Here is a 7,042-nt window from a genome sequence, read left to right on the forward strand (position 1 = left end):
TTGCAAACAAAGGCTACAAAGAAGCTTGCCTAAGCAACTCTGCATTATTAAAAGGTCTTAATACATTAGACGGCTATGTAACATTCGAAGCAGTTGCAGAAGCTCATGGTGTAGAGTACAAAGGTGCAAAAGAATTATTAGAAGAAACTGTATCTTGCTAATTGAGGCATAATACACAATAAAAATCGAACAATATTTTATACAACATGATAGAGCTAAGAGAGAAGACCTCTTAGCTCTTCTTAGTAAAAGGGGGCATACATCGTGGCCAACCTATTTAGAAAGAAATCCGTTACGCAACTGTTAGGTCAAAGTCAAAGTAAGACTTTGACGAAAACACTAGGGGCATTTGACCTAACAATGCTAGGGATTGGTGCGATAATCGGTACAGGGGTTCTGGTATTAACTGGATTAGTAGCAGCAAGAGATGCTGGTCCAGCAGTTATTTTTTCATTTATGATTGCGGCAATTGTTTGTGGATTTGCAGCATTATGTTACGCAGAGGTAGCATCTACACTGCCCGTCTCAGGTAGTGTGTACACATATTCTTATGCAACAATCGGTGAGTTTGTAGCCCATTTAATGGGATGGACGTTACTATCAGTATATGTTTTAACAACGGCAGCGGTAGCTGGTGGATGGACAGGTTACTTCCATAACCTGATAAGTGGATTTGGATTAGAAATTCCAAAAGCGCTGTTAACGATTCCATCACAAGGTGGCATTGTGAACTTGCCAGCAGTGGTTATTACATTAATATTAACTTGGTTATTATCGCGTGGTATGAAAGAAAGTAAACGTGTAAATAACGCAATGGTATTAATTAAAATTGGTATTGTTGTCTTATTTATTGCAGTTGGTGTATTCTACGTAAAACCGGAGAACTGGGTACCATTTACACCGTACGGCATAAATGGAGTCTTTGCCGGAGCGGCAGCAGTATTCTTTGCTTTCTTAGGTTTTGATGCATTAGCAACTTCAGCAGAAGAAGTAAAAAATCCACAACGTGACCTTCCAATTGGTATTATTGCTTCGTTAGTTATTTGTACAATCATTTACGTTGCAGTTTGTCTCGTTATGACTGGTATGGTTTCTTATAAAGAATTAGATGTACCAGAAGCGATGGCTTATGTACTAGAAGTGGTAGGACAGGATAAAGTAGCTGGTGTAATCGCAATTGGAGCTGTAATTGGTATTATGGCTGTAATTTTTGCTTACATTTATGCAACAACACGTGTATTCTTTGCAATGAGCCGTGACGGTTTATTGCCAAAATCTTTTGCGAAAATTAATGAGAAGACAGAAGCACCAATATTTTCAACTTGGTTAACAGGAATTGGCAGTGCTTTAATTGCCGGATTTATCGATTTAAAAGAATTGTCGAATTTAGCGAATATTGGAGCATTGTTAACATTTGCGATGGTTGGTGTCTCGGTTATCATTCTGCGTAAAACGCATCCGAATTTAAAGCGCGGATTTATGGTACCGCTTGTGCCAATCTTACCGATTATTTCAGTCGCATGTTGCTTATTCTTAATGCTAAATTTACCATTAACAACATGGATATACTTTGGTGCTTGGTTAGCAATCGGAGTAGTTGTGTACTTTGTTTACTCGAAAAAACATAGTCATTTAAAAGAAGATGCAAGTTCGCAAGATAGCTTAGAAAAAGCTAATTAAGGGGATATAATGAATTGTAAGCCTTGTGCGCCTAGGGAGCGCGCAAGGCTTTTTCTTTTGTACAGAGGAGGAAAAAGTAGCATTTTGTAGAAATTTGTATGTTGAAATATATAAAGGGGTGAAACAATGGTTGTAAAAGATGAATTCAAAATCGTTGTTGGTGCAGGAGAATTTAATAATAATCCAGGTTGGTTACATACGAATGAAGAAGAATTGAATTTATTAAAAAGAGAAGATTGGATCAAAAGGTTTAATCCTAACTCTTTAACGGCAATTTTAGCAGAGCATGTATGGGAACATTTATCGTATGAAGAAGGTATAGAAGCAGCGAAAGTATGTTATGAATTTTTAAAGCATGGTGGTTATATTCGGTGTGCGGTTCCGGATAGCTTTTTCCCAGATGAAGAATACCAAGAGGGTGTACAAGTTGGGGGACCCGGACCGTTAGATCATCCAGCGGCGAGTCATAAAATTGTTCACAATTATAAAACGATGACATCCATGTTTGAGAGTGCGGGATTTCAGGTGAGGCTTTTGGAATATTGCGATGAAAGTGGAGAGTTTCATTATAATGATTGGGATAAGAAAGAAGGATTTATTTATCGTTCTAAACGTTTTGATCATAGAAATCAGGACGGAAAGTTAGGATTTGCTTCTTTAATTGTTGATGCAGTGAAAGATGAATAGAGTTGGATAAAGAGGATGTGCTAAAGGATTAAAGCTTTAGCTGCATCCTCTTTTTGCATGAAGAATATAAAGTATGCGGAGAATATGCTATATATGTTTTAGTTTAAATATGAACAAAATGTTCAAAAAATTTAGTGCGGATTTTATTGACATATATGAACGATCACTCATATAATAAAAGTATAAGATATATGAATAGTTGTTCATATGTTCAAATAAAGAGGTGAGCTATAATGGCTGAAAATAAAGTAGAAACATGTCAAGAAGCATGTTCTCAAACAATTATCCATGGGGAAGTTGTTGATCAAGTAAAAAGAACAATTCCAGCTGACGAAAGTTTAGGAAAAGTGGCAGAATTATTTAAAGTATTAGGGGACCGGACGCGTACACGTATTTTACATGCATTATTTGAAGCGGAAATGTGCGTATGCGACTTAGCTTATTTACTTGGCATGACACAATCATCTATTTCTCATCAATTGCGTGTATTAAAGCAAGCAAAACTTGTGAAAAACCGTAAAGAGGGAAAGGTTGTCTATTATTCATTAGCTGATCATCACGTAATTTATATCTTTGAGCAAGCATTCGAACATGTAAATGAAGAAGAATAGAAAAGGAAAGCACAAGGGGGGAGAAAGATGGAAGAGGCATTAGTGAAACGAAAACTTGTGTTAGAAGGGTTAGATTGTGCGAACTGCGCGATGAAAATTGAAAAAGGAGTCGGAGGATTAGATGGTGTTTCTTCTTGTTCTGTGAACTTTGCAACAAAGACAATGGTTTTAGAAACAGAACAAAATAAAGAAAATAATGTTGTTGCGGAAGCAAAACAGCTTGTTACGAAATTAGAACCGCATATTAAAATACAGGATGAACAAAAAACAAAAGTTGCCAAAGAAGTATTTGTATTAGAGGGATTAGATTGTGCAAATTGTGCGATGAAGATTGAAACAAAGGTGAAAGAAATGCCTGCGGTTTCAGCAGCCTCTGTTGATTTTGTATCGAAAAAATTAAAAATAGAAGTTACGAATAAAAAAGAGCTTGAAACGACGGTACAAGATATAAAAAATATTGTTCATAAGTTAGAGCCGCATGTAAAAGTTGTACGTGAAGAGAAAGGGAGTCATGAGCATAGTCACGATCATGGCGAAGGAACTGTGAAGAAAATGCTATGGCGCTTAGCGATTGGCGGTGTTTTAACAGGCACTGCTGCATTAGCTGAACTACCTCAGATGATGACTATCTCGCTCTTTGTTATTGCATATTTACTTATTGGTGGCGATATCGTTTGGCGTGCTGTAAGAAATATAACACGCGGTCAAGTGTTTGATGAAAACTTTTTAATGGCGGTTGCAACGCTAGGGGCATTCGCCATTAAAGAATATCCAGAGGCAGTTGCGGTTATGTTATTTTACCAAGTGGGTGAACTATTTCAAAATATCGCTGTAAACCGTTCGAGAAAATCAATTACTTCTTTAATGGATATTCGTCCTGATTATGCGAATGTGAAAATTGGAAATGAAACAAAACAAGTATCGCCAGAAGATGTGCAAATTGGAGATTATATTATTGTTAAACCAGGTGAGAAAGTACCGTTAGATGGGAAAGTAGTTGAGGGAACATCGATGGTAGATACTTCAGCATTAACAGGTGAGTCTGTACCGCGTGAAGTAGAAATTGGTAATGATGTATTAAGTGGTTTTGTGAATCAAAATGGTGTATTAACAATTGAAGTAACAAAAGAATTTGATGAATCAACTGTATCTAAGATTTTAGATTTAGTGCAAAATGCAAGTAGCCGAAAAGCGCCAACAGAAAACTTTATTACGAAATTTGCGCGTTACTATACTCCGGTCGTAGTTATTACGGCAGCGGCATTAGCGTTTATTCCACCACTTATTTTAGAAGGTGCTACATTCTCAGATTGGATTTATCGTGCATTAGTATTTTTAGTTATTTCTTGTCCATGTGCATTGGTAGTATCTATTCCACTTGGATTCTTTGGTGGCATTGGCGGAGCATCTAAAAGCGGTATTTTAATCAAAGGAAGTAACTATTTAGAAGCATTGAATGATGTGAAACATATCGTCTTTGATAAAACAGGAACATTAACAAAAGGTGTATTCAAGGTAACGAAGATGGAGCCAAGCGGAACAACGACAAAAGAAGAGCTCCTTGAATATGCAGCTTTTGCAGAAGTATATTCAAACCATCCAATTGCACAATCTATTCGGAGTAGCTATGGAAAATCGATTGATGAAAATATGATTGAAGATTATAGCGAAATTTCTGGCCATGGTACAGTTGTGAAAGTACAAGGGAAAGAAATCTTTGCAGGGAATGCAAAGTTAATGAAGAAAGAAAGCATTCCATTCGAGCAACCTCAAACAGTAGGTACACTTGTTCACGTTGCTGTAGATGGTGAATATGCTGGTTATATTGTTATTTCAGATGAGGTAAAAGAAGATTCAAAACAAGCGATTCAAAAGTTAAAAGAACTTGGCATCAAGAAAACAGTAATGTTAACAGGTGATGCGAAATTAGTTGGGGAAGCTGTTGGTAAGGAACTTGGTTTAGATGAAGTTCATGCTGAATTATTGCCGCAGCAAAAAGTAGAAGAAATTGAAAAAATTGATGCGATGAAACAGGCGAAAGAAAAAGTTGCATTCGTTGGTGATGGTATTAATGATACACCAGTATTAGCAAGAGCAGATGTTGGGATCGCAATGGGTGGCTTAGGATCTGATGCAGCCATTGAAGCGGCAGATATTGTTATCATGACAGATGAACCTTCAAAAATTGCAACGGCTGTTAAAATTGCGAAACGTACACGTAATATTGTATGGCAAAATATTATCTTTGCACTTGGTATAAAAGGCATTGTTCTATTACTCGGTGCATTTGGGATTGCAACAATGTGGGAAGCTGTTTTCTCAGATGTTGGCGTTACATTAATTGCAGTGCTAAATGCGATGCGTGTATTGAGAGTGAAAAACTTATAAAATAAAAAGAGAAGCGAATGCTTCTCTTTTTATTTTTGGATATTTTTTGTTACTTGATCCCGAACAGTTTGGATATAACTCATTTTATGATCCCAGCATTTTTGACTTAAATCTACAGGATATTCTTCAGGGTTTAACGTTCTCATATATTCTTCCCAAAATAGTGATAGGGTGCTTTCTGTGTATTTTTGAATGTCTAATATGCTAGGCAATTCATATGTTCTTTTACCGTTTGTGAAAATATCATGATGAAGTTCGCGTGCTTCAAAATTTGTCACGAATTTACTAATATACGTATGAACAGGATGGAACATTTTTAAACGGTCTTCCTGCTCAGGTTCTTCAGATTCTAAAGCAATATAATCGCCTTCTGCATGACTATTAACGCGATTAATGATTCGATAAATTCGCTTTAGTCCTGGTGTTGTGATTTTTTCAGGATTAGAAGAGATTTTAATCGTATCATTTAATGTGCCATTTGTATCTTCAATTGCCACTAATTTATAAACAGCCCCTAATGCAGGTTGCTCAAAGGAAGTGATGAGTTTTGTGCCAACACCCCATACATCGATTTTAGCTCCTTGAGATTTTAAGTGCATAATTGTATATTCATCTAAATCGCTAGAAGCGATAATTTTTGTGTTTGTAAATCCAGCCGCATCAAGTAACTTTCTTGCTTCTTTTGATAAATAGGCCATATCCCCGCTATCAAGACGAATACCATAAAAATCAATGCGATCTCCGAATTCTTTTGCGACTCGAATGGCATTTGGTACACCAGATTTTAATGTGTCGTATGTATCAACTAGAAAGACACATTTTCTATGTGTTTCAGCGTATTTTTTAAATGCAACATATTCATCGCGATACGCTTGAACAAAGGAATGGGCATGGGTACCAGCTACTGGAATACCAAATCGTTTTCCAGCTCGGACGTTACTTGTAGAAGAAAATCCACCAATAAAGGCTGCGCGTGTTCCCCAAAGGGCAGCGTCAAATTCATGAGCACGGCGTGTGCCGAATTCTAAGAGCTCATCGTTGTTTGCTGCATGCTTCATACGTGCCGCTTTTGTAGCGATTAATGTTTGGTAATTCACAATATTTAATAGAGCTGTTTCGATAATTTGTGCTTCACCAAGTGGGGCATCGACACGTAATAATGGTTCATTATTAAAAACAACTTCTCCTTCTTGCATACTGCGAATGGTTCCTGTGAATTTCATGTTTTGTAAATAGTGAAGGAAGTCCTCTTCAAATTGTAATTCTGTTAAATAAGCGATATCACTTTCAGTAAAACGAAAATTTTCTATGTACTCTATAATTTTTTCAAGACCAGCAAAAATGGCATAGCCATTTTCAAATGGAAGCTTCCGAAAATATAAATCAAAAACAGAACGGCGATCGTGAATACCATCTTTCCAATATGTATAAGCCATGTTGATTTGATATAAATCTGTATGTAAGGCATAACTATCGTCTTTATAATGATTCATTGCGAAAACACCTCCGTAATTTGGTTATAGTATACCAATTTTCCCCCTTTTACGCCAAAGAAGTTCATATATATATCAATTAAAAAATCGATATAAAACCCCTCTTTTTAGGTGGGAGAGAGCATCTATTCATGCATAGAAGCGGTCAGGGCCTTTTTCTGCCACATGCGAAGTAACAGCAGA

The 7,042-nt window shown here is 36.7% G+C and carries 5 protein-coding genes and 1 pseudogene; 5 read left to right on the forward strand and 1 reads right to left on the reverse strand.

Annotated features, from left to right (window positions below; genetic code table 11):
* The 5 genes and pseudogenes from COO03_RS19795 to COO03_RS19815 form a co-directional block, all read left to right on the forward strand.
* A pseudogene (locus COO03_RS19795) lies at window positions 1-161 on the forward strand (alanine dehydrogenase); the annotation flags it as partial.
* 103 nt (window positions 162-264) lie between these two features.
* A complete protein-coding gene (locus COO03_RS19800) occupies window positions 265-1,680 on the forward strand; it encodes an amino acid permease (protein WP_097898805.1) in 1,416 nt (471 codons plus the stop codon).
* A 126-nt stretch (window positions 1,681-1,806) separates the two neighbouring features.
* Window positions 1,807-2,367: a class I SAM-dependent methyltransferase gene (locus tag COO03_RS19805; RefSeq protein ID WP_097898806.1), complete on the forward strand. Its 561-nt coding sequence runs from the start codon at window positions 1,807-1,809 to the stop codon at window positions 2,365-2,367.
* A 233-nt stretch (window positions 2,368-2,600) separates the two neighbouring features.
* Window positions 2,601-2,978: an ArsR/SmtB family transcription factor gene (locus COO03_RS19810; protein ID WP_097898807.1), complete on the forward strand. Its 378-nt coding sequence runs from the start codon at window positions 2,601-2,603 to the stop codon at window positions 2,976-2,978.
* Between the two features lie 27 nt (window positions 2,979-3,005).
* Window positions 3,006-5,366 (forward strand): heavy metal translocating P-type ATPase, encoded by a 2,361-nt coding sequence (locus COO03_RS19815; RefSeq protein ID WP_097898808.1) that lies wholly within the window; start codon window positions 3,006-3,008, stop codon window positions 5,364-5,366.
* Between the two features lie 29 nt (window positions 5,367-5,395).
* Here COO03_RS19815 and COO03_RS19820 read toward each other — a convergent pair whose 3' ends face one another.
* Complete coding sequence (locus tag COO03_RS19820; RefSeq protein ID WP_097898809.1) at window positions 5,396-6,859, reverse strand: nicotinate phosphoribosyltransferase; 1,464 nt, start codon at window positions 6,857-6,859, stop codon at window positions 5,396-5,398.
* Between the last annotated feature and the right edge of the window lie 183 nt (window positions 6,860-7,042).

The organism is Bacillus sp. AFS098217 (genome assembly GCF_002551815.1).
GTDB lineage: Bacteria > Bacillota > Bacilli > Bacillales > Bacillaceae_G > Bacillus_A.

Excerpts from the sequence above, each read along its gene's own strand:
- COO03_RS19810 (WP_097898807.1), top strand. The coding sequence starts at position 2,601 with ATGGCTGAAAATAAAGTAGAAACATGTCAAGAAGCATGTTCTCAAACA.
- COO03_RS19805 (WP_097898806.1), top strand. The coding sequence starts at position 1,807 with ATGGTTGTAAAAGATGAATTCAAAATCGTTGTTGGTGCAGGAGAATTT.
- COO03_RS19815 (WP_097898808.1), top strand. The coding sequence starts at position 3,006 with ATGGAAGAGGCATTAGTGAAACGAAAACTTGTGTTAGAAGGGTTAGAT.
- COO03_RS19820 (WP_097898809.1), bottom strand. The coding sequence starts at position 6,859 with ATGAATCATTATAAAGACGATAGTTATGCCTTACATACAGATTTATAT.